Source organism: Methanobacterium sp. (assembly GCA_030017655.1).
Classification (GTDB): domain Archaea; phylum Methanobacteriota; class Methanobacteria; order Methanobacteriales; family Methanobacteriaceae; genus Methanobacterium_D.
The window spans coordinates 105,829-126,358 of sequence record JASEIM010000002.1; the positions used below are offsets into that span (position 1 = coordinate 105,829).

Here is a 20,530-nt window from a genome sequence, read left to right on the forward strand (position 1 = left end):
ACACCTATTAAATCCTTTCATTTTCAAGTATCTTATGGGCAACCCTTAATGCAAGCGCTGCAGTAAGCAATATTGTAGGTAAACCCTGTGATCGGGGCGCTAAAGAGAGATCAGCAACCCATAAGTCTTTAGGTAACCATGAAGGTTTCATCGAACTAACATCTTCTGCTTTAAGAGGAACAGTACCACCTAAATGACCCCCATTATGTACACCATTAATATAAGGACCTGAAACACCGGCAGATTCCATAATTTTTTTAGCTACATCAACTGCTTCATTGAGATGAATATGATCCTCTTTTTTAATGGCTTTCTGCACTTTTCCATCAGCGAAAACTGCTCCCTCTTCTATATCTGCAAGTTTTACCATAATACCGACCCTATCCTCAATAGAAACATCCCGCCATGGTTTATGGAACCAGTGGGAGAGAATATCCAGATAAGGAGAGAGAATATAATCTTTATGTTTTGTATACCACACCATGGGAGGTTCTTTAAGCTGATTTGCCCCCTTAAGGACTCCACCTAATGTAAGAACTATATCTGCCCATAAGTTATCCTTAGCAGGCAATCCTGAGGCTTTTAGTATCTGCGCAGTACCAATTCCCCCTGCAGCTAAAACTACAATATCTGCTTTAATGGCTCTTGATTTAACAATAACTCCTTTTGCTTGACTATCTTCAATTATAACTCTTTCAACGGGTGACGAGGTATGTAGAACTGCACCTGCACGGATCGCATCATCTAAAAAGGCTCTGGAATCCCATCTTGCACCAGTAGTGCATCCAAGTTCACATAACCCGCATGATACGCATTTAACACTATCTACAGCTTTTGGAGTAGCTTTTGGTTTCAGACCAAGTTTTTCTGCAACTTCAAACATCTTTCTGGTGACTGGCCGCCATCTTTTAACTGGAAATTCAGCTATTCCAATATTTCTTTCAATCTCTTCAAATTCTGGTGTAAGATCAAGCCCTATTTCCTTTAACCCATGTTCTGCACGCACCATATTTCCACATGAAAGTACAGTAGAGCCTCCTGTTGTTATACCCCTCACAAGTACCAGATCATTTGATGAACGCATTGTATCCATCGGAGGAAATAGTCGGGTGATATTTTTCTCATTTCCTAAAAGGCCAGTCCTTCGCAGAGGAGATGCAAATGATAAAAGCCGTCTGAATGGTTTAAATGGTTTTCCTGCCTCCAGTATTATAACTTCATAGCCATTATTTGCTAATTCACGTGCAGCGGTTGCTCCCCCAGCACCAGTTCCTATGACTATTGCCCTCATACTTTTACCTCATTTATATAAGCTATACAATCTAATGCTCCTTCAGTAATCCTTTCTTTAAATTTCATGTTCATATTATTATTTAAACCACGGACTACACCTTCATCTGCAGCACTTAGAACCATACAGGCTTCAGGAGAATAATATTTAGATAATGCACATCTATTCACAACCATGATTATTTTTCCACCTTTATTTTTTATTTTAAATTCAATTCCAAGTATTCTGTATAATATCTTAGCCGCAGCTTCAAGATCCTCGAAACTGGTTCCAACTCCAAGTCTTCGGCGAGCATCCTGTCCTAATTGATAACCAACCTTAAACATGGCATTTCTTCCAAATTCAATAGCTTTTTCATATCCTAACACTTCAATTAATGCATTAACACGATTATTATGGATACTTGCCATTATAGATCTTCTTTCTTCCAGATTACCCCTTAAAATTTGGTCCTTTTTAATAATTTCTTCCATTTTCTCAGGCTTATGTTGCTTTAAAACATTATTCAAACCTGTTATTGTTTTTTCAGCCACATTATCAAGTTCTCTCTTTAAAATAAAATCTGGAAGCCAGAATGATGCAATTTTTAGTCTTATACTCATGATTGCACCTCAGCACGGCCATAATATAATATACTATCCGGTCTTAATCCAGAATTGTAAATAAATTTAATTACATCATCATAACGTTCAATAATTGCTTTTCGTTTAAGTTTAAGGTTTGCAGTCAAATCTTCACCTATAAATAAGTCATTTTTCAAAATTACCCATGCTTTAATTTCTTCTGGTCTTGAAAGTTTTTCATTTATTCTTTTAATGGAATTATCAATATCATTTAGATTTAATTCTGCTTTTTCCACCCATAAAAATGCGCTACAGTACGGTTTACTATCGCCAATTACCATTGCTTCATCAATTCCCGGGATACTTTTCAATAATCCCTCAATTTTGAGGGGACTTATAGTTTTTCCGTAGGAATTAACAATAATTTCTTTTTTGCGCCCGGTAATTACCAGATAACCATCAGGGGTTAAATGGCCAAAGTCGCCAGTACAAAGCCAGCTGTCTTTAAAAAGAGAATCTGAATCCCCCTTAAAATATCCAGATGTCACCTGCGGCCCTTTTATCAGTATTTCTCCATCTTTATCTATACAGATGTCAGTAGATGGAAGTGGTTCACCTACTGTACCTATCCTGTTCTTTCCAGATCTGTTTATTGTAATTAGAGGTGCTTCTGTTAATCCATATGCATTATGGATTTCAATGCCCATTTCATGATAAGATTGAAGTAGAACATCGCTTATTGGGGCCGAACCAACAATTAACTGAGCACATTTATCCAGACCTGCTTTTTTAAGAATCTGTCTTTTAATTAATTTTCCTAAGGTTTTCTTTAAAAATCCGCTGGAATTAAGGTAAAATTTGCCAATTCCGGACTCCAAAACATTACACCATACTTTTTCGTAAAAACGGGGTACTGAAAAGAAAATTTTTGGTCTTACTTTTGGAAGAATTTCTCCAAGATCCCCAAAATTTTCTAAAAAATATAATTTTAAAGATGCAGGAGCATAATAAGGAGAATATATCCCCATAATTCCTTCAACCACATGATTCATAGGGAGAAATGAAAGATAAGAAACTTCATTAATTCGATCCTTCCATGGAGGCATTGAAGCAATAAATTCAGCCATCCAACGTAGATTTCCATGATTGAAAACTACACCTCTTGGTTTTCCAGTTGTTCCGGATGTATATCGGATGGTGGCAGTATCATTGAAGTGTACAGGTGCATTAGTTATATTTTTTTCATTTTTGCCCATTTTCAGGAATTTATTCCATGGAATTATATGAGATGGAAGATTAGTTTCCTCATGGCAGAAGGAAACTATAGGAATTTCTAGTTCAAGTTTTTTTAATTGATTAATTATGTCAGGAGTACCTGCAAAAAGAACATTTACTTCACTATCAGCCAGTATTTCTTCAATTTCATTTAATGGGCTGGTATAATAAAGTGGAACGCTCACAGAACCGTTTAAACCAATTGCCATATCTATGGTTAAATAACGTGTGCTATTAAATCCTACAACTGCTACTCTATCTCCCTTACTGATTCCTAAACTTTTAAGTGATTTTGTAGCACTAAGTATGTCCTTATAAACGTCAATTGAATTCTTCTTTTTAAATTCTTTCTTTATCACATCATAATAATTAACGGGTTTGCTGCTGCTTTTAAGCCGGAATAGGGCCTGTTCATGAACAGTACGGTCAGACCTGTGGAAAAATCCATAATAGACTGCAAATTCCAGGATTTTAGGCATTAAATCCTGCCATCTATAATTATAGGACCCAAGTAATTCATCCGTATTATCTCTTAGATAATCCCTATTTTCATTGAAGTAAGGTGAAAGTGTATTCATAGTTTCAAGCAATCTGGAAGTTCCTTTTCCAAATAGATGGCCAAAAGATGCAAATTTTTGGATAATAGAACTACTTGATGACACATATATTGGATCATTTAGTTTGAGATTGAGATTTTCCTGACTCCATACTTTAACAAATTGAATCAGCTCTTTTACTGTAGGTAATGATTCTTTAGGGGCTGTTAAATGAAAAGTTTTATCTGTGGCCCTTTTATCAAATGTTAATTTAACTACAGCATCTGCAACATAATCTACTGGCACCAAATTAATTTTCATTGCTGATGAAACTGGAATTAGTTTTAATTTTCCATTTAAATAAAGTCTGAGAGGTACATAAACCGTGTTAAATGTTTTTATATATCCTGTGGATGATTCACCGACAATCATGCTCGGACGAAAAATAGATACATCAAATGATGATTTCTTTACTTCAATTTCGCTTTCATACTTGGTTTTTTCATAATCACTTAAAAATCCGTACTTTGGTGTGAGAGAATCTTCAGAAACTGTACCTTCTTTACCCCCCGCCACATATGCAGTGGATATATGAGAAAATCGCCCTAATCCATGGTTTTCATGTGCGAGATGGGCCAATTTTAGTACATTTTGGGTTCCTTGAACGTTGGTTTTTTCAAGTTCTTCAAGGGTAGCTTTCAATCTCCAGTCTGCAGCAGTATGGATTACATGAGTAACTGTTTGAACCAGATCATCATATTCGCTTTTTTCCAATCCAAGATCATTTTTAGTAATATCCCCATTTAATACCTGAATTTTCTTATCCATTTCCTGTAAAAGCTCTGGAAACTCCCACCAAGATCTGCGTAGTCTATTTACAGCATCTTCTTTATTTTTACCCCTTACCAAAGCTATAATATTATCATCGTGATTTTTAAGGATATTTAAAGCAATTTGTGTGCCTAAAAAACCATTTGCACCAGTAAGGAGTATAATATTACTCATTTTCTCACTTTCCAGCCATATTTTTGGAGAAAATTCTTTAAAATTTCAGGATTTTTATTGGCTCGATTAAGATGCTCAATAATTCCCTGTTTTAAAAGATCTTGTTGAATTCCAGGGTTTTCGAGTAATTCATCCACCTTTTGCCTTAATTTATCCCAGATTTCAGATGACATATAATCTATCAGATAATCTCCCAATCCGAGTTCTCCATAAAATCCTCTAAGACGTGTGTCATGTCCTATGGCTATCTGGGGGATTTCACCCTCAAGAGATAAAACTCCTGCATGATAACGTGAAGTTACAAGAAGTTCAAGGCTTCTTAGAATGCTTGTCATCTCAGATGCATTATAATTTCTTGATGAGTATATTTTAGCCATTTCAGGATTTTTCATCCTTTCTTTTATGCACTTTGCCAGTGGTTCGTCCACCTCTTCCATGCAGATTAATGCTACATTTTTACCATGTTTTTCAATGATTCTATCTGCTCCCTGGGCCCATTTAAGAGCAAGTTCTTCACTTTTTTTAATTCTATCCTTTGAACGGGAGAAATAATAGGGCCATTTATACTGATTTTCCTTTTTGCCCCATGGACGCATCACCACCGGCCACAGATAAAAATCAACTGGCGCCAATCCGACAACACTTGAATCCTGACCTGGCCAACTTTCTTTTAAAATATTTCCATCTTTTTCTTCTGTTTTAAATGTAAATGCACAGTCGGCTGTTACATCTATTGGAGCAGTGACTCCAATTTCTTTAAGCTCTTTTGCTGCCATTCCAGTCCTTGTTACAATTAAATCAGTTTTACTGGCTTCTCGCTTGACTAACCACCTGTTAAAATTAGATAAATGCCCCACATCCACTGCATATGCTAAGCTTGGCTTTTTAAAATTGCTTGCACACCTTGTGCCCCATAGAAACGCCCAGAGAAGTGCTGATGTCCATGTATCCATGTAACAGCTACCTTCAACTAAAATAAGAATGTCGTGTTCTTTAACCAGTCTTCTTATATCAAAAAAGAATATTGAGGCAATTGGCGCGATTTTCAAAAATCCATCTTCCTTAAGATACCGCCTTAAATTAGCTTCATTTAATGTGGGAACAGTGATAAGAGTTTTAGGACCTAAAATTGACCTTACATCCTCTATTATAGAGAGTAATCTTGCTTCAGATCCTGTATTATTGGCTCCATTGTAGCCCAATAACAAAACTTTTGGATTATTTTTCATGAATGATCCTCTTATAATTTTTATTTTTCAAGATGTTTAAATTTTTACAGCATCTAAAATAAATTTAGAATGATTTGAAATCCTTTCCAAGGCCATTTCCATGAAATTTTCGTCACTCTCTTGATAATTCAAGACAAAATATTCGAAATAAAGGAAAATTGCAAAGTAAAAATACTCACGTGCCATTAATTTTGGATCTACGGGTTTAATGGATCCTTTTTCCATCATTTTCTTGAAAGTTTGCTCCCATGCAATAAGTGGGACTTCTAAAAGCTCCCTTTTGAAGAACTCTCTTATCTTTTCGTTGTGGTAGAGTTCTATTGATATAATTCTCCAGATTTTTTCAATCTTTGGTACACTCATTCTTTCAATAAATGCCTTTGCCCCTACTTCAAAAAACATTTCTGGTGTTTCCATTAATTTCTCCATTTCTTCCTCTGGAGGGCTGCTACTTGCTAATTCCGATTTGAAATAGTCAATTATGGCATCCAGAATTGCTTCTTTGCTTTTATAATGATTATATATCGAACTTTCCCTTATTCCTACTCCTCTTGCGATTTCACGGACTGATACTGCATTGAAACCTTTTTTTGAAAATAAATCGATAGATACATCAAATATTATTTCTTTTGTAGGTTTTTTTGATGTTTGATTTTTCATGATAATGACTCCAATAAACTAACGAACGTTAGCTTCTTGACTATACTTGTATCACCTATAGTATATAAAGCTAACGAACGAACGTTAGTAAAAAAAATTCAAAAAATAATTATTATAATTAAATAAATGATTTATCATGATATTGGGGCTCTTTTGAAAAATCAATTTCTAATGTACAATATTTACCGATATAATCACTTAATTTTCTATTAAGTCACGTTTACGTCCTTTGCCCTTATCTTTCCATACATACTCAATGATTTCAAAGTACAACACATCATTATTCTTTTCAATAATATAATAAGCATCCATAAACTTTTCATCTAATTCGCTCTCATGAATCTTTTCATTACTGATCCATTATTTTTATCAAATACATAATTTCCAAAATCTTTAGAATCTCTATCAATAACATCATTTAGAGGTTCTTTATACTTATCCAGACGTAAATCAACATTAAAACCATTATTTGATTAATCAATTTACCCGGATAGATATTTTTGTCATATAGTTTTTTTCCTTGCTAAATATTATTCTGTAATTAATTAATGATCATTTCTCAATGAATTCACGTTTTATACTCCAATATTTGATTCCAGTTTCATTAATCTTAAATAAGAGGATAATTCTAAGTATTTACGGTGCAGATTAATGAGAAGAAATGATAAAGAAATAAAAGACAAAGAAACCATTCTATGGATACTGAAAGAAGCTCAAGTATGTAGAATTGCACTTTGTAATGATAATAAACCTTATATTGTACCAGTGAACTTTGGTTTTAAAGATAACTGCCTCTATCTCCATTCAGCATCTGAAGGACAAAAAATAGATATTCTAAATAAAAACAATAACATTTGCTTTGAAGTGGATATTGAAAATGAAGTTGTAAAGTCAGAAATAGCATGTAATTGGGGAATGAAATACTACAGTGTGATTGGCTTCGGAAAAGCACATTTTGTAGAAGATGTTAATGAAAAAAAGGAAGCTTTAGATATTATAATGCAAAAATACAGTGATAATGGATTATTTGAATATTCCCAAAATACTCTTAACAAAACAGCAGTAATTAAAGTGGAAATAACAGAATTAACCGGAAAAAAATCAGGATACTAAGATGATAAAATGATACTGATAATTTTAGCTCATCCAACAAAAGAAAGCTTTAATCATGCTATTGCTGATTCTGCAGTTCAAACTCTAAAAAATAATGGGCATGAAGTTATTTTTCACGATTTATATGCCGAAAAGTTCGATCCAATCCTTTTAAGTGAAGAAATCCCTAAAGAAGCAGAATTAGATCCAATTATTGAAAATTACTGCAAAGAAATCTCGGAGGCTGATGGAATAATAATTATTCACCCAAACTGGTGGGGACAACCCCCTGCAATTTTAAAAGGTTACGTTGACCGTGTGATACGTGCAGGAGTAGCTTACGAGTTTTTGGAAGGCGATAGTGGTGAAGGAGTCCCAAATGGTCTATTAAAAGCAGAATCCGCGCTTGTATTCAACACGGCGAATACTTCAAAGGAAAGAGAAATGAATGTATTCGGAGATCCATTAGAAACTATCTGGAAAAACTGTATTTTCGATCTCTGCGGTGTGAAAAACTTTTACAGAAAAATGTACAGAATTATTGTCACAAGCACTCCTCAGGAACGAGAATTATGGTTAGAAGATGTGAAAGAAACTGTTAATAAATATTTCCCATCCATGAACTGAAATACGAGGTTTTTAAATGGCAGAACTTCCCGAAATTTTAATTTTAAGCAAGCAAATGAATAATGAATTGAAATCAAAAAAGTTTGAATCTGTTGATGTAATTCAGGAAAAATGCCTGAACATGGAATCAGATAATTTTAAAAGGCAAATAATAGGAAAAAGCATTGAGAATATATATAATAAAGGAAAATGGATCTTTTTCAAGCTTTCAGATGGTTATAACTTGCTGTTAAATCTTGGAATGGGTGCAGATATACTGCATTATACAGAAGGGGAATTTAGCAGTGAATATCAATGCCGTTTCAATTTCGGTGATAATTCAGGATTTACATGTAAATTCTGGTGGTTTGGACATGTTGAATTAATAAAAGATAGTGAATTAGGAGAACATAAACCAACAAAAGATATTGCAATCTCCCCATTGGATTCCAAATTCACTCTGAACTATTTTAAAAGCATTTGCAAAGGTCGTGCAGGGGTCAAAAATTTATTATTAAATCAAAGGAAGATCGGAGGTATTGGAAACGTTTATGTTCATGATATTCTTTTTAGGGCAAAAATACATCCACAAGCACCCATTAATACCTTAAATAATTCCCAAATTGATAAATTATTTGAAATTATAAAAGAAAATCTGCAAAAATCCATGAATACAGGTGGATTGATTTATGAAAAGGATTTCTACGGAGAAAATAATGGATTTTCTCGGGATGACTTTTTAGTGGCTTATAAAGAGGGAGAAAAATGTCCAGATTGTTCTTCAATCATTGAAAAAATTAAAACTGGAAGTACATCCTCCTACATTTGTCCAGAATGCCAGAAATAAATTTATTTGAATGAAAAAGAATAATAAATTATACTTAATTTAGTTTAATGATAAGTGATTGGAATGGGAGAAATAGCATTAACTATAAAATCTGAAAATAAGCCAGGTGTTTTAAGAGATATTACTGACTTAATGGCAAAATGCGGAATGAATATCACTTATACTCATCTTTTTGTAGAAAAAGACGGCTCAGCTTCAGTATATATGGAGATTGAAGGAGTCAGTGATTCTGATGAACTTACAAACAATATCAGAAAAGTTAAAGCCGTAACAGATGTCCAAATTCACCCCTCATTATCTGAAATATATGGAAAGAGAATTATAATAATCGGCGGGGGCGCACAGGTTGCTCAGGTAGCTCATGGAGCAATCACAGAGGCAGATAGACATAATATAAGGGGAGAACGAATTAGTATAGATACAATACCTCTTGTTGGTGAAACAGAACTTTCAGATGCGGTTTCTGCTGTTGGAAGGCTTCCAAGAGTTGGTGCACTGGTTTTAGCCGGATCACTAATGGGTGGTAAAATTTCAGAAGCCGTTGAAGAAGTAAAAAAGGAACATGGCGTGATTGTAATCAGCCTTAACATGCCTGGAAGTGTAACCCAAAAAGCTGACCTTGTTGTAACAGATCCTGTTCAGGCAGGGGTAATGGCTGTTATGGCTGTTGCTGAAACAGCTATTTTTGATATAAAAAAGGTAAGACACGCAAAATTTTAAATTTTGCGGTTCAGAAAAACGATGCTTTTCTTCAAAAAAAGATATTTTAAATATATTTACTGAATTATTTAAGTTAACTCATTTCAATTGCTCGAATTAACTTACTTGCAGCGTTTTTTAGTTCAGGATCCTTGATTTCTCCGCTTTCTCTTATTTTAAGGGCCATTGTAAGTACTTCTCTTACATCCTGGGGTTTAAGGTTTTCAGCCATCTCAAGATAGGTCTGATCCATATCTTCTTCTACTTTAACTTTTTTTGCATCCATTAACTGCAACATTACCTGGCAAGCACCCATAATGTCGCCGCTTTCTGCATTCAACTCGCATTTTTCATATAGCTCTTTAGACTTAGCATCCATTTTAACACCAATATATATAATTGTTGTTCAATGGATTTATAATTAGTTATTATAATATTAAATAAATTATTATAAATTACTTTTATTTTCTTGTAAAAATAATATCCAGAAATACTTTAAAAAATAATCAGAGCATTATTATCCTAATTCACAAAAAAATAAATTTAAAATTAAAAATAAGATAAGTACCCTATACTAATTTCAAAAAAATCATGATTTATAGGGATTAAAATATTAAAACATCTCTATAGCTCTTATTAACCTGTTTGCAGCATTTTTCATTTCCGGACTTGCACTGGGACTTTGTCTAATTTTAAATGCCATTTTAAGGACTTTAGGAACATCTTCAGGCTTGATTCTTTCAGCCATTTGTATGTAGGATTCATTTGGATCCTCCATTTCCATGAATTCTGTGTCTATATCGCCTTTTTCCATTTCTTCAAGCATAACTTGGCAGGCACCCATTCCCTGAGTAGCAACATCCTTATCTTCACATTTCCTAATTAATTTTAAAGCATTTTCGTCAAGTTCCATCTTTTCTTGTGCCATTAATATCACCACTTACTTATATGATCTTCAAAGGATTTATATTTAATACATATTTTAAAAAAAGTATTTAAAATGAAAATAGCCAGATAAAATAGAACATCCAAATTTTTGTTCTATCAAATACGAAAAATATTTTTATCACCTCTTTTAAATAATTTATTTAAAGGTAATGGTGTGATTTAAATGGCCAAAGATACTGACATTGATAAAGAGTTTGAAGCTCAATTAAAAGGTAAAATGGGCTGGAAATGCTCATGTTCACTGGATATTATAGATAAAGAATCCACACTCCGGACAGTTACATGTAAAAATTGTGGAAAAGTATTTAAAACGAATAGAGATACTGAATATTGTTTTAAATGCGAAAAAAAGCATTAAATGGTGAGAATATGGTAAAAGTAGAAATTGAACGATCTATGTGTATATCCTGTGGAAACTGTATCGATAACTGTCCAGAATACTTCGAATTTGCAGATGATGGATTTTCAACTCTTAAAGGGGGAAAAAGGGTTGGAGATAATGATGAACTTGAAATAGAAGAGGCAGGATGCACTGTAACTGCAGAAGAAAGTTGTCCCGTATCAATTATACATGTTTATGAATAAAGGAGGTTGAAGAAAATACTATTAAATCTACGATTTAATGCCTCGAAAATCTCCGATTTTCGAATTATAAGTATTTTCTGAACCCCAAATCGAAGCTGACAAAAACGAAGTTTTTGTCGGTTCAAAATTTTCAATTTTGAAAAATTTGGAGGAATATAATATGGAAGAACTAGTATCCAAAGTTTTGAAAGTAGAAGATTTAATAGACTACCAGGAAGGCTCTGTTGTAAGCCGTGAAATTATAAGAAAAGATACAGGAACAGTAACCATATTTGCATTTGATAAAGGAGAAGGTTTAAGCGAACATACCGCTCCATTCGATGCAATGGTTCAGATAGTGGATGGTAAGGCTGAAATCACCATTTCTGGCAATAAAAATGTGCTTGAAAAGGGAGATATGATAATAATGCCTGCAAATGAACCGCATGCACTTACAGCTCTTGAAAAATATAAAATGGTTCTGACAATGATACGATCATAAACCTATTTTTTTATTCATAATACTCGCAAATATCCACATATTCACATTTTTCGCATTTATTTTTAAAAATCTTAAATTCTGGCATTTCCTGCCTTTCAAACATTGTATTTATCGAATCAAGTACGCCGAAAAGTTTATTGTGTAAAATTGAGTTTATTACAACTGGTCTTCGCTCGCCTATTTTTGTATAATTAATAAAACCAACGAGAACTTCTTTATTTAATTCATAATCTATTAAAAGGGCATATGCAGCAATTTGGAGGGCATCTGCAAGCCATACACCGCCACCTGGAGGAATTCCTGTTCTGGTTTCAACTGGATAATAAATTCCATTTATTATTTCTATTTTACCAATTTTACCGGTTAAATTAAGCTCTTCACTTTTTAGGGGAAATTCCAGAAGGGATTGTGGAAAAAACATTTCCACAATTTCCATTCCCCTCTTATCAGTATTTTTAAGAACTTCCTTTATTTTTAAAGCCATGAACTGGGATTCCAGTTTAAAATCTTCCTCTAAATCATTGCATAAATCGTTTAAAATTAAAGAATCAATTTCATCCATCTTAGAATACTTATTTGACACATTTTCTATAAATTGAGGAACTTCATTGAATAGAATATCAAAAATTTCTTCAATTTCAATATTATCCTTTATATTCCATGTATTTCGTTTTGTGATTTCTTCAAAACCCCTCCTTATTTCCTGTACTATTTTTCCAGCTATCATTTCCTGTGTCTGGATACTATCTCCATGTAAATGTTTTAAATATAGTTTAGCAGGGCAGTACATGTATTCTGATATTGAAGAAACGCTAATCATTTACTAAAACTCCTTTATCTATTTAATAATAAACAGGATAGTAATTTAGCTGTATTTAGGTATATTAATTTAATATTAATTTTTACAAAACTCATATAAATAGATATAGGTTTGTTACTGCTCTCTAAATAATGTAAAAGCTCGTAAAAATATCCATTTCATGCCCAAAAATATTCATATATTTTAGATTAAAAAATAGGTAATGAAACGTTTTTTTTTATAGGGCATAAAATATTTAATAAAGAAAATTAAATTTCAGTTAGCTATTCAGATTCCTTGATCTCTTTTAGTATATTATAATAGAAATTCATAAATTCGCTAATATGTCCCCGCATATACCCTATATCGTCATATTGTTCTTTTGAAGGTTCCAATCTCAATACAATGAAAAAATTCAACTTTCTCTTTTCATCAATAAAAGCATGTTCGTCATATGTAGATAACTTACTCTCAATTTCACTTTTCCATTCTTCAGGTGATGTGTTATCTACAAAGCAAAGATCAAAACCTTTCTCCCCATAGCAGCCAAGATATTCTAACATACCTATTTTTATGTTTTTTATTACTATTAAATTATTACGTGCATAACAGTCTATTAATATAAATATACGTGGAAAATCCCCATCATATCAAAATAAAAAAAATAAAGATAAAAGACTGTGAATTATTATTCCTCTAAAACCCGAATAAATAGAGTATCATTTCTTACAAAATCAAGTGCATTAATCTCTTTTACCGCATTCTGCATGTTTTTTTCCAATGCTTCATGCATCACCATGAAAATAGGAACTTCCTGACCTTCATCTCTTTTTTTCTGAGTAACTGCTTCTATACTAATATCATAACTGCTCAAAATACCTGAAATTGTGTGCAGTACACCTGGTTTATCAACTGCAGTAAGACGCAAGTAATATTTTGATTTTATGTCCTCAATGTCCTTTATCTGTTTAACCTCAGTATCAGTTGGGCCATAGATGTTTTTTCGCTCCATGTTTTCCATTATATCAAGGCAATCCCCCACAACAGCGCTCGCTGTAGGCATCATTCCTGCTCCCTGTCCATACATCATAACAGGACCTACAATGTCCCCTACAATATAAACACCGTTAAATACATCATTAACAGATGCCAGGAGATGATTTTGAGGTATTAATGTTGGATGAACCCTTACTTCAAGTTCTCCTTCTTCAATCCGTGAAATGGCCAGTAATTTTATGGAGTAACCCATTTCGTTTTTGATAAACTCAATATCTTCCTGTTTTATTTTACTTATTCCTTCAACATGGAATTTATCCTGTTCAACATAAATTCCAAAGCCTAAAATGGTGAGGATAATTAATTTCTGGGCAGTATCATGTCCTTCAATATCAAATGTGGGGTCCTGCTCTGCATATCCCTTTTCCTGAGCTTCACTCAATACATCTTCAAAATCAAGGCCTTCCTCTGTCATTTTAGTTAAAATATAATTTGCTGTACCGTTGATTATACCATAAATTGATTGAATATGATTTGCGCCCAAGCTTTCGTTTAATGGCTCAAGTAATGGAATTCCACCACCTACGCTTGCTTCAAAGCAGATTCTGACGTTGTTTTTATTTGCGGTTTCCAGAATTTCTTCCCAGTGCTTTGCAAGCAGTGCTTTGTTTGCTGTAACTACATGTTTTCCTTCTTGCATTGCCTTCAAAATAAAGCTTTTTGCAGGTTCATAGCCCCCAATAAGCTCTATAACTATGTCAATTTCCGGATCTTCAAGAATATCATTCACATCAGTCGATAATATGTTTCTATCAATCTCAACGCCCCGATCTGTTTCTATGTCCAGATCAACAACTTTTTTAAGCTTTATATTTGTTCCAACTTTCTGTTCCATAAGGTCTAAATTTCGATTAAAGGTTTCTACAACCCCTGCTCCTATTGTTCCAAACCCAATAAGCCCAATATTGTAAATATCTTTCATTTTAATCCTCCCTATTAAAATTCAATTAGAATATCTTTAAGATCATCCTTTAACAGTTAAAATTTCTAATTTTGGCACGAATTACTATAATTCTTTCAACTATTAAAATTTTCATTTTAACGCCGCAAAAACGGAGTTTTTACGAGTTTTATATATTCGCCGATTGATTCTCTCGTTGTGCCAACTACAAGCCTTATTCTTTCATTTTTTCCCATAATTTTTTCCAATTTACCTTTTGCTATTATTTTTTCCCTATCCTTTGCCTGTCCAGAATATGTATGGGTAAATGAAGCTATTTCAGTTATATCCACCCCATTGCCCTCTAAAATATTGACATCTTCGATTTTATAGACTGCCGGATTATCAAAGGATGCTATTGAGTCCTTTACCTTGCATTCAATGGTTGCATTGCCTAGAGATTCATATCTTTCATCCCCATATTTTCCTTTAATCTCATCCCATTCGCGGGTAGCGAGAATGTCGAATAGAGTTCCATCAATGACACCTCTATTGTTTTTACGCTTTTCATACCATTGAAACTCTTCATAACTTAATGATGAGTCTTTAATTCTTTTTTCATATAATTTCATCCAGTATTCATCACTTATACTCTTCAGTGCAGTTCTATCCTTAATTTCACCAAATGTATCTCTTGCCTTTCTATGATTTTTAAGGCCATAAATAACAAAATCTAAATCAGAGACAGCAGGATCATATAAACCAGGTAAAATTGATCCTGAAATTCCCATTTTTGAATAGGGAATATCTGCATATTTATGGAAAATATCTGCTAACTTTACAACTTTTTTAAGCAAATCATTATTATCAGTACTTTCCATTATCTCTTTAAGACGCTTTTCTGGCTTTAAAATCTCATGAATTTTGTTCAAAGGCACGCCCATCATTTTAACGCCCTTAATATTATCATCATAAAGATATTCTGGATGATTACTGCTTAAAAAGTCATAAGCCTGTCTTGTATCTACTTTAGTATATCTCTTGCCATTTTTTGACCTTTCACCATTTGGATCTGGAATATATCTTAAAAATGACAGTATTCTGTCTTCCGGATGCAGATATGAAGTGGTGGCAAAGAACAAATCATCTTCAGTATGTATGAAATCTCTGGTCCTGGCTCTCATAAATTTATTTAATTGCACAACACTATAAATAACTAACAATAAAATATGCAAAAATTCATCTTTTTAATATAATTTTTTAAAGATGTGTGAGTTTTAATATGATAATCACAAGATTAATGCCTGATGAAGACCTTAAAAAAGGCATAAACAATATTATTAAATCAAATAACATTAAATCTGGAGTTATAATTAGCATTGTGGGGAGTTTGAACTCCGCTACATTAAGAATGGCAGATGGTGGAGTTAAAGCTTTTAAAGGACCATTTGAGATTGTTTCTGCCGAGGGGACAGTGGCAGAAAATGGAATCCATGTCCATATAGCGATTTCAGATAAAGATGGGCGTGTCACCGGAGGCCATTTACAAAAAGGTTGCATGATCAACACCACAGCAGAAATATGCATCATGGAGACTGAATCATCCCTGAAAAGAGTATTTGATCCAGAGACAGGCTATAAAGAGCTTGTTATTGATAATAAAGATAATGAGTGAAATAATGAAATATAAGAAATTAAAGAAAAAACTGCTTTATGATGGAAGCCAGATTGCGCCAGCGTGGGCATTTAAGGAAATTGGAGTTAAAGGATCAAGTTTGGTAGCATGGATAGGTCCAATGGAAATTAAGCCAGAAGAGCTCATAGATTACGAAGATGTCGGCCTTGAAATTAGATCTGATGAAATGATGCATTTTATAATAGAACATTTTGACATCCAGCCTGCAGACATAAAAACCTGCTATCACCGGCAAAGAATACTTGTAATGATTGTTAAGGACATCTTAAACGAATCATGCATTGCAACAAAACGTAGCGGTGATGATCTGTATTTTGAAGGTAAAAAATTAAGCGTGTCAATAGCAACATGCTCCAACAGCAGCATGAAGATACATTTCGGCATGAATATCACAGATAAAGGCACTCCTGATGATGTGAAAACAATAGGAATTTTGGAATGTAATAAAAATATGGATGATAAAAAAATTCATTCTCTAATTGATAAAATTGCCGAAAGTTATATTAATGAAATTAAATCAATTGAAGAAGATATAACTAAAACCAAGGTTTTTTAAAATATTGAATATAAGCAGCTGAAAATTCAAAATAATACATATTATCTTATATAAATTAAAAAAAATAGTTTAGAAGGTTTAAAAATGAAAATAGTAATTAATGGAATTCATGCTAATTTAAGATTCTCATCTGCACATATGATCCCCCTCCACGAATCATGCGGAGGAATACATGGGCATTCTTACATTGTTGATTTAGTTATCGAAGGGGAAAGAAGCGGAGAATTTGGCTTTGTTGTCGATTTTAAAAAAGCAAAAGATATTGTAAGGACCATCTGCTCAAAACTCGATCATAAAGTTCTTATTCCATGTAAGAGTGATGTTGTTGAATTTACAGGGAAAGATGAAAACTCATTAGAATTTATGGTTGGCCAAAAAGAATATAAGCTCCCATTAGAAGATTGTTGTCTTTTACCACTTAAATCCACCTCTGCTGAGGATCTGGCGGAATATTTTGCCGAGGAAATATTTAAATATTTAGAAGAGACATATAATAAAATCTCAAGAGTCCAGATTTGTGTTAATGAAGGTATTGGACAGGGCGCCTATTTCGATAAGTCTAAATAAGATTTGGTGGCCATACAAATGAAAACTCGCATAAATGAGATTTTTTCAAGCATTCAGGGCGAAGGAAAATTAATTGGAAGACGGCAAGTTTTTGTAAGATTTTCTGGATGTAATCTTGACTGTGAATACTGCGATACCCCTCAGAGCAAAGATCCTTCATATGGAACCTTATTTTCAGAAGATGAATTAAAAGAATCAATAAAGAATCTAATAACCCCTGATTTTCATTCTGTTTCCCTTACAGGAGGGGAGCCACTGCTTCATGCTGATTTTATAAAATATTTTCTTGAAAAATATGATTTTAACTGTTTATTAGAGACTAATGGCTCTTTGCCGGGTGAATTAAAGAAAATAGTAAAGCTAATTAAATATGCATCTCTGGATTTTAAGCTCCCTGAACATTGTTCAACTTCTAACTGGGACGAATTATTCAAAAAAGAATTGGAATCACTAAATCTATTAATAGATGAGGGAATAAATACATATTGTAAGATAGTTATATTGCCCTCTACAAAAGTCGATGATATCAGTCAAATAGCTTCAAGGATAAGTAATGAAATTCCAGAAAATTCGGACATTTCACTGATCATACAACCTTCAGATCCTCTTGATCAGTGGGTGAGTCATGGAAAGAAATTATTTAGGATTTCAGAAAGTGTAGGTAAGTATTTAGATGTATTAACAATACCCCAAGTTCATAAAATACTTAAGATACAATAGGAGGTTTTTATAATGGAAATAGGAACAAATGTAACAGTAAACGACGCTATGACATCGAGTGTGATTACAGTAAAGCCTGAAAACAGTGCTGCAGACGCTGCTTTTATAATGGCCCAAAATGAAGTGGGTTGTTTGATAGTTAAGAGCAACGGAGAGCCAGAAGGGATAATTACCGAAAGTGATATTATACACAAAGTGGTTGCTAAAGACATTAAAGCCAGCAATGTAACTGTTGACGAGATAATGACTAAAAACCTTATAAAAATTGATCCTGGAAGAGAACTGAATGAAGCAGCGAGATTTATGTCAAAAATGAATATTAGAAGACTTGCTGTTGTAAAAGATGGAAGTTTAAAGGGTATTTTGACTGCAAAAGACATAATGGCGGTTTCTCCAGAACTTACCGAAATTCTTGTTGAAAATGCAAGAATGGAAAATCAAATGGATTATAATAATGAAGAAAATCCAGTACCTGGAGTTTGTGAAACATGCGGAAATTTCATGGATTATTTAGACGAAGTTGACGGTAAATTCGTCTGTGAAGAATGTAAAGAAGATTTAGAAGGTGATTTAACTTGAGTATGGTCGAAGAAGTTATGACACCAAATCCAGTCACAGTTTCTGTAGATACCTATGCAACTAAAGTAAGGTCCATTTTAAGAGATGAAAGCTTTAGATGCGTTCCTGTAGTATCAGGAAACCATCTGGAAGGAATAATAACCCGTGGAGATTTGATGAACATTTCTGCCACAAAATCTAACTTACAGGCTCATGGAATTATGGAGCATCCCAAGGTAATTGCAACACCTGAAATGGATGTTAACGACATAGGAAAACAGTTATTAGATGCAGGTGTTGTTCAGGCTCCTGTTGTAAAATCATCAGATGATATGAACCTTATTGGTATGATAAGCATCGCCGATATCCTTGAAAATTTTTTAAATAGAAATTTAAAAGCCAGATATCAAAATGTTGGCGAAATAAAAACAAAAAAGGTTATAACCTGTAATTATGATGATCCCATCTCTAAAGTATGGGATAAAATGGATGAAGATGGCTTTTCAGGCCTTCCTGTACTTAAAAATAAGAAAATAATAGGGATTATAACCCGAAAAGATATTATGAACTCCGGCCATGTTAAAATTTCTAAAGAAGGCGGGATTAAGACATCTACAAAAGTAGAGAGTATCATGAGAACTCCCCCAATAGTTATAACGCCTGATAAAGACATTAAGGAAGCTGCAGCGCTAATGGTCAAATATAATATTGGTCGTTTACCTGTTGTTGATAATCCTGTCTATATTAAAAAAGAACCTGAAAGAGCAAAAGAAGCAGATCTTGTTGGAATTGTATCAAGGGAAGATATATTAGGGTCGTATATAAGTTGATTTTTAAAACCCCGCTATCTGATTTAAGTAGTTTAAATTTAGTTTTTAGAGAATATTTTATTTCATGATCATGTGAGGTGTACTGATGAGAAGAAAAGAACTAATAAATGTGGTAAAATCTAGAGAAAGAGCTCCACTGGAGTTTGAAACCCATATAGCAGAACACGAAGGCGATATTATGAGTATCGCCAAAAAGGAAGTAATTACAGTACCCCAAAGTGCTACAATTCAAGAAGCCGCCGAAATAATGGTAAAAAACAAGTTTAGAAGACTTCCCATAACAGATGCTGGAACAGGGAAGCTTCAAGGTATTGTAACTGCCATGGATATACTGGACTTTTTAGGTGGTGGAGACAGATACCAGATTTTAGAAAAGAAACATGAGGGTAATTATTTAGCTGCCATAAATGAACCAGTAAGAGAAATTATGACAAGAGATGTGGAAACTTTAAGTAATAAAAACTCCATCGGAGATGCAGTTTCCAGAATGCTTGAAAAGAAAGTCGGTGCACTGCCCATAATTAATGCAGAAGAAAATATTGTAGGAATAGTTTCAGAAAGAGATTTTGCACTCCTCTTGGCTGGAGTTTTAACCGATGAAGTTGTTGAGGATTTCATGACAACCTCCATTATAAAAACAACTCCTGGAACAAGAATAGAAGGCGCTACTAAGATAATGGTGAGAAATCAATTAAGGAGAATTCCTGTAACTGGAGAAGAGAGAAAAACACCTCATCCAGAAAATGATAAGCTTGTGGGAATTGTCACTGCAACAGATATTTTAGAATTCTTTGGAAACAATTCAGCATTTGAAAGGATAGTTACTAACAATGCCGAAGAAGTTCTCAACACCGCAATTGCAGATATTATGGTAAAAGATGTCATTACCACAAATACTTACACACCACTGGGTGATGTATGTGATATAATGGAAAATAAAGGCATTGGAGGCCTACCAGTAGTAAGGGATAATGAATTACTGGGCATAATAACTGAAAGCGACATTTTAAGAGCTATAAGTGGATAGACACCTTATAATTCTTTTTTAGAA

At 33.5% G+C, this 20,530-nt stretch carries 25 protein-coding genes; 14 read left to right on the forward strand and 11 right to left on the reverse strand.

All coding sequences use genetic code 11. From position 1 onward, the window contains the following. Positions 1 to 7: 7 nt before the first annotated feature. From QMD61_01870 to QMD61_01890, 5 genes are read right to left on the reverse strand one after another with little or no spacing between them, the layout of a single operon-like run. Positions 8 to 1,291: a GMC family oxidoreductase N-terminal domain-containing protein gene (locus QMD61_01870; protein ID MDI6723374.1), complete on the reverse strand. Its 1,284-nt coding sequence runs from the start codon at positions 1,289 to 1,291 to the stop codon at positions 8 to 10. After that, positions 1,288 to 1,893, reverse strand: coding sequence for a hypothetical protein (locus QMD61_01875; protein MDI6723375.1), 606 nt, complete (start codon positions 1,891 to 1,893; stop codon positions 1,288 to 1,290). Before QMD61_01875 ends, QMD61_01870 begins: the two co-directional genes overlap by 4 nt. Continuing rightward, entirely contained in the window at positions 1,890 to 4,670 is a 2,781-nt protein-coding gene (locus QMD61_01880) for an AMP-binding protein (GenBank protein ID MDI6723376.1), read from the reverse strand. The genes QMD61_01875 and QMD61_01880 overlap by 4 nt, the downstream gene beginning before the upstream one ends. Beyond that, on the reverse strand, positions 4,667 to 5,899 hold the full coding sequence (locus QMD61_01885; protein ID MDI6723377.1) for a polysaccharide pyruvyl transferase family protein: 1,233 nt from the start codon (positions 5,897 to 5,899) through the stop codon (positions 4,667 to 4,669). Before QMD61_01885 ends, QMD61_01880 begins: the two co-directional genes overlap by 4 nt. A 36-nt stretch (positions 5,900 to 5,935) precedes the next feature. Next, positions 5,936 to 6,559, reverse strand: a complete 624-nt coding sequence (locus QMD61_01890; GenBank protein ID MDI6723378.1) for a TetR/AcrR family transcriptional regulator — start codon at positions 6,557 to 6,559, stop codon at positions 5,936 to 5,938. Between the two features lie 651 nt (positions 6,560 to 7,210). Here QMD61_01890 and QMD61_01895 point away from each other — a divergent pair. The 4 genes from QMD61_01895 (at position 7,211) to QMD61_01910 (ending at position 9,824) form a co-directional block, all read left to right on the forward strand. After that, positions 7,211 to 7,672, forward strand: a complete 462-nt coding sequence (locus QMD61_01895) for a pyridoxamine 5'-phosphate oxidase family protein (protein MDI6723379.1) — start codon at positions 7,211 to 7,213, stop codon at positions 7,670 to 7,672. 9 nt (positions 7,673 to 7,681) lie between these two features. Beyond that, entirely contained in the window at positions 7,682 to 8,278 is a 597-nt protein-coding gene (locus QMD61_01900; protein ID MDI6723380.1) for an NAD(P)H-dependent oxidoreductase, read from the forward strand. Positions 8,279 to 8,294: 16 nt separating this feature from the next. Next, complete coding sequence (locus QMD61_01905; GenBank protein ID MDI6723381.1) at positions 8,295 to 9,104, forward strand: DNA-formamidopyrimidine glycosylase family protein; 810 nt, start codon at positions 8,295 to 8,297, stop codon at positions 9,102 to 9,104. A 63-nt stretch (positions 9,105 to 9,167) separates the two neighbouring features. Next, complete coding sequence (locus QMD61_01910) at positions 9,168 to 9,824, forward strand: DUF5612 domain-containing protein (protein ID MDI6723382.1); 657 nt, start codon at positions 9,168 to 9,170, stop codon at positions 9,822 to 9,824. A 73-nt stretch (positions 9,825 to 9,897) separates the two neighbouring features. On the opposite strand, the gene QMD61_01915 is transcribed toward QMD61_01910, so the two are convergent. Both QMD61_01915 and QMD61_01920 read right to left on the reverse strand, forming a co-directional pair. After that, positions 9,898 to 10,182 carry a hypothetical protein gene (locus tag QMD61_01915; GenBank protein MDI6723383.1) on the reverse strand — a complete coding sequence of 95 codons (285 nt, stop codon included), beginning with the start codon at positions 10,180 to 10,182 and terminating at the stop codon, positions 9,898 to 9,900. A 234-nt stretch (positions 10,183 to 10,416) separates the two neighbouring features. Beyond that, a complete protein-coding gene (locus tag QMD61_01920) occupies positions 10,417 to 10,731 on the reverse strand; it encodes a hypothetical protein (GenBank protein MDI6723384.1) in 315 nt (104 codons plus the stop codon). Positions 10,732 to 10,914: 183 nt separating this feature from the next. On the opposite strand from QMD61_01920, the gene QMD61_01925 reads away from it, so the two are divergent. The 3 genes from QMD61_01925 (at position 10,915) to QMD61_01935 (ending at position 11,817) form a co-directional block, all read left to right on the forward strand. Then, positions 10,915 to 11,109, forward strand: a complete 195-nt coding sequence (locus QMD61_01925) for a hypothetical protein (protein MDI6723385.1) — start codon at positions 10,915 to 10,917, stop codon at positions 11,107 to 11,109. A gap of 11 nt (positions 11,110 to 11,120) precedes the next feature. Beyond that, a complete protein-coding gene (locus QMD61_01930; protein ID MDI6723386.1) occupies positions 11,121 to 11,336 on the forward strand; it encodes a ferredoxin in 216 nt (71 codons plus the stop codon). A gap of 160 nt (positions 11,337 to 11,496) precedes the next feature. Then, a complete protein-coding gene (locus QMD61_01935; GenBank protein ID MDI6723387.1) occupies positions 11,497 to 11,817 on the forward strand; it encodes a cupin domain-containing protein in 321 nt (106 codons plus the stop codon). Positions 11,818 to 11,827: 10 nt separating this feature from the next. On the opposite strand, the gene QMD61_01940 is transcribed toward QMD61_01935, so the two are convergent. The 4 genes from QMD61_01940 to QMD61_01955 all read right to left on the reverse strand — a co-directional run bounded on the left by QMD61_01940 (position 11,828) and on the right by QMD61_01955 (position 15,736). Then, positions 11,828 to 12,637, reverse strand: a complete 810-nt coding sequence (locus QMD61_01940; protein ID MDI6723388.1) for a Dna2/Cas4 domain-containing protein — start codon at positions 12,635 to 12,637, stop codon at positions 11,828 to 11,830. Between the two features lie 263 nt (positions 12,638 to 12,900). Continuing rightward, positions 12,901 to 13,179 carry a hypothetical protein gene (locus QMD61_01945; GenBank protein MDI6723389.1) on the reverse strand — a complete coding sequence of 93 codons (279 nt, stop codon included), beginning with the start codon at positions 13,177 to 13,179 and terminating at the stop codon, positions 12,901 to 12,903. A 125-nt stretch (positions 13,180 to 13,304) separates the two neighbouring features. Continuing rightward, entirely contained in the window at positions 13,305 to 14,594 is a 1,290-nt protein-coding gene (locus tag QMD61_01950; protein ID MDI6723390.1) for a homoserine dehydrogenase, read from the reverse strand. Between the two features lie 116 nt (positions 14,595 to 14,710). Next, the gene (locus QMD61_01955) at positions 14,711 to 15,736 is read right to left on the reverse strand and encodes a DNA polymerase subunit beta (protein ID MDI6723391.1); all 1,026 of its coding nucleotides are present in this window, start codon (positions 15,734 to 15,736) and stop codon (positions 14,711 to 14,713) included. A 98-nt stretch (positions 15,737 to 15,834) separates the two neighbouring features. Here QMD61_01955 and QMD61_01960 point away from each other — a divergent pair, with 98 nt between their 5' ends. From QMD61_01960 to QMD61_01990, 7 genes are all read left to right on the forward strand, one after another. Further along, a complete protein-coding gene (locus tag QMD61_01960) occupies positions 15,835 to 16,227 on the forward strand; it encodes a DNA-binding protein (protein MDI6723392.1) in 393 nt (130 codons plus the stop codon). A 4-nt stretch (positions 16,228 to 16,231) separates the two neighbouring features. Next, a complete protein-coding gene (locus QMD61_01965; GenBank protein ID MDI6723393.1) occupies positions 16,232 to 16,804 on the forward strand; it encodes a DUF366 family protein in 573 nt (190 codons plus the stop codon). 84 nt (positions 16,805 to 16,888) lie between these two features. Beyond that, the gene (locus QMD61_01970) at positions 16,889 to 17,371 is read left to right on the forward strand and encodes a 6-carboxytetrahydropterin synthase (GenBank protein ID MDI6723394.1); all 483 of its coding nucleotides are present in this window, start codon (positions 16,889 to 16,891) and stop codon (positions 17,369 to 17,371) included. Positions 17,372 to 17,389: 18 nt separating this feature from the next. Then, positions 17,390 to 18,091 (forward strand): 7-carboxy-7-deazaguanine synthase QueE, encoded by a 702-nt coding sequence (locus tag QMD61_01975; GenBank protein MDI6723395.1) that lies wholly within the window; start codon positions 17,390 to 17,392, stop codon positions 18,089 to 18,091. A gap of 12 nt (positions 18,092 to 18,103) precedes the next feature. Beyond that, positions 18,104 to 18,670, forward strand: a complete 567-nt coding sequence (locus QMD61_01980; protein ID MDI6723396.1) for a CBS domain-containing protein — start codon at positions 18,104 to 18,106, stop codon at positions 18,668 to 18,670. Positions 18,671 to 18,672: 2 nt separating this feature from the next. After that, a complete protein-coding gene (locus QMD61_01985) occupies positions 18,673 to 19,479 on the forward strand; it encodes a CBS domain-containing protein (GenBank protein ID MDI6723397.1) in 807 nt (268 codons plus the stop codon). Positions 19,480 to 19,564: 85 nt separating this feature from the next. Beyond that, positions 19,565 to 20,506, forward strand: coding sequence for a CBS domain-containing protein (locus QMD61_01990; GenBank protein ID MDI6723398.1), 942 nt, complete (start codon positions 19,565 to 19,567; stop codon positions 20,504 to 20,506). Positions 20,507 to 20,530 lie beyond the last annotated feature (24 nt).

Bases quoted from the DNA above. Each gene is read 5' to 3' on its own strand.
- QMD61_01880 (MDI6723376.1), bottom strand. From the start codon at position 4,670: ATGAGTAATATTATACTCCTTACTGGTGCAAATGGTTTTTTAGGCACA.
- QMD61_01925 (MDI6723385.1), top strand. From the start codon at position 10,915: ATGGCCAAAGATACTGACATTGATAAAGAGTTTGAAGCTCAATTAAAA.
- QMD61_01935 (MDI6723387.1), top strand. From the start codon at position 11,497: ATGGAAGAACTAGTATCCAAAGTTTTGAAAGTAGAAGATTTAATAGAC.
- QMD61_01945 (MDI6723389.1), bottom strand. From the start codon at position 13,179: ATGTTAGAATATCTTGGCTGCTATGGGGAGAAAGGTTTTGATCTTTGC.
- QMD61_01960 (MDI6723392.1), top strand. From the start codon at position 15,835: ATGATAATCACAAGATTAATGCCTGATGAAGACCTTAAAAAAGGCATA.
- QMD61_01990 (MDI6723398.1), top strand. From the start codon at position 19,565: ATGAGAAGAAAAGAACTAATAAATGTGGTAAAATCTAGAGAAAGAGCT.
- QMD61_01875 (MDI6723375.1), bottom strand. From the start codon at position 1,893: ATGAGTATAAGACTAAAAATTGCATCATTCTGGCTTCCAGATTTTATT.
- QMD61_01940 (MDI6723388.1), bottom strand. From the start codon at position 12,637: ATGATTAGCGTTTCTTCAATATCAGAATACATGTACTGCCCTGCTAAA.
- QMD61_01900 (MDI6723380.1), top strand. From the start codon at position 7,682: ATGATACTGATAATTTTAGCTCATCCAACAAAAGAAAGCTTTAATCAT.
- QMD61_01910 (MDI6723382.1), top strand. From the start codon at position 9,168: ATGGGAGAAATAGCATTAACTATAAAATCTGAAAATAAGCCAGGTGTT.
- QMD61_01915 (MDI6723383.1), bottom strand. From the start codon at position 10,182: ATGGATGCTAAGTCTAAAGAGCTATATGAAAAATGCGAGTTGAATGCA.
- QMD61_01970 (MDI6723394.1), top strand. From the start codon at position 16,889: ATGAAAATAGTAATTAATGGAATTCATGCTAATTTAAGATTCTCATCT.
- QMD61_01950 (MDI6723390.1), bottom strand. From the start codon at position 14,594: ATGAAAGATATTTACAATATTGGGCTTATTGGGTTTGGAACAATAGGA.
- QMD61_01965 (MDI6723393.1), top strand. From the start codon at position 16,232: ATGAAATATAAGAAATTAAAGAAAAAACTGCTTTATGATGGAAGCCAG.
- QMD61_01980 (MDI6723396.1), top strand. From the start codon at position 18,104: ATGGAAATAGGAACAAATGTAACAGTAAACGACGCTATGACATCGAGT.
- QMD61_01895 (MDI6723379.1), top strand. From the start codon at position 7,211: ATGAGAAGAAATGATAAAGAAATAAAAGACAAAGAAACCATTCTATGG.
- QMD61_01885 (MDI6723377.1), bottom strand. From the start codon at position 5,899: ATGAAAAATAATCCAAAAGTTTTGTTATTGGGCTACAATGGAGCCAAT.
- QMD61_01920 (MDI6723384.1), bottom strand. From the start codon at position 10,731: ATGGCACAAGAAAAGATGGAACTTGACGAAAATGCTTTAAAATTAATT.
- QMD61_01930 (MDI6723386.1), top strand. From the start codon at position 11,121: ATGGTAAAAGTAGAAATTGAACGATCTATGTGTATATCCTGTGGAAAC.
- QMD61_01905 (MDI6723381.1), top strand. From the start codon at position 8,295: ATGGCAGAACTTCCCGAAATTTTAATTTTAAGCAAGCAAATGAATAAT.
- QMD61_01890 (MDI6723378.1), bottom strand. From the start codon at position 6,559: ATGAAAAATCAAACATCAAAAAAACCTACAAAAGAAATAATATTTGAT.
- QMD61_01955 (MDI6723391.1), bottom strand. From the start codon at position 15,736: ATGAGAGCCAGGACCAGAGATTTCATACATACTGAAGATGATTTGTTC.
- QMD61_01870 (MDI6723374.1), bottom strand. From the start codon at position 1,291: ATGAGGGCAATAGTCATAGGAACTGGTGCTGGGGGAGCAACCGCTGCA.
- QMD61_01985 (MDI6723397.1), top strand. From the start codon at position 18,673: ATGGTCGAAGAAGTTATGACACCAAATCCAGTCACAGTTTCTGTAGAT.
- QMD61_01975 (MDI6723395.1), top strand. From the start codon at position 17,390: ATGAAAACTCGCATAAATGAGATTTTTTCAAGCATTCAGGGCGAAGGA.